This window comes from Oleiphilus sp. HI0079, assembly GCF_001635105.1.
Genome location: NZ_LWFT01001245.1, coordinates 1 through 719 on the forward strand (window position 1 = coordinate 1; position 719 = coordinate 719).

1 protein-coding gene is annotated in these 719 nt (G+C 45.6%); it reads right to left on the reverse strand.

The genetic code is table 11. The annotated features are described in order from the left end of the window. The coding region (locus A3750_RS21930) for a DegT/DnrJ/EryC1/StrS aminotransferase family protein (RefSeq protein WP_197475231.1) at positions 1-719 on the reverse strand (719 nt) is incomplete at both ends.

A 719-nucleotide genomic window follows, 5' to 3' on the forward strand; every position in this document is an offset into this window, starting at 1 on the left:
CGATTTCACTGACACCCAAAAATGCGTTCATCGGCAAGCTCATAACTTCAGCACTTGCTTTTTCAGCCAATGGAAAACTACCCTTATCATGATCCAAGTAATCAAAGCATTCTTGTAGATGTAATGGCATTGGATAATGCACTGCTGTTGGTAGGCCTTGCTCTTTTAACTTCGCTTGCAACGATTCGCGGTTTTTAACGCGAAGGGTGTATTGCGCATAAACAGAGGTACGGTCAGCCTTTACTTGTGGCAAGGTAAAAGCACCCGCCGCACTGGAATCTGACAACTGCTCGTTATACATCAAGGCAACGCTTTGTCTCGCTGCGATCTCATCAGCATAACGGGGCAACTTCGCGAGTAGCACAGCTGCCTGAATGGTATCTAAACGCCCACCAATGCCAATGTATTTATGGTGATAGCGTTTATTCTGTCCATGTACGCGCAGCATTTTAAGCTTCTCGGCGTATTCGTCATTATTAGTGAATACTGCGCCGCCATCACCATAGCAACCTAGTGGCTTGGCAGGGAAAAAGCTGGTGGTGTAGAAATCTCCATGATTCACCTCGCTTTGGCCTTTGTAGGTTGAACCAAAGCTTTGTGCACCATCGATAATGACCTTTAAACTATGTTTTTTTGCAATGGCATTGATCTCATTCATGTCTGCCGGTTGTCCATAAAGGCTGACCGGCATGATGGCTTTTGTTTTTTCAGTGATCGCG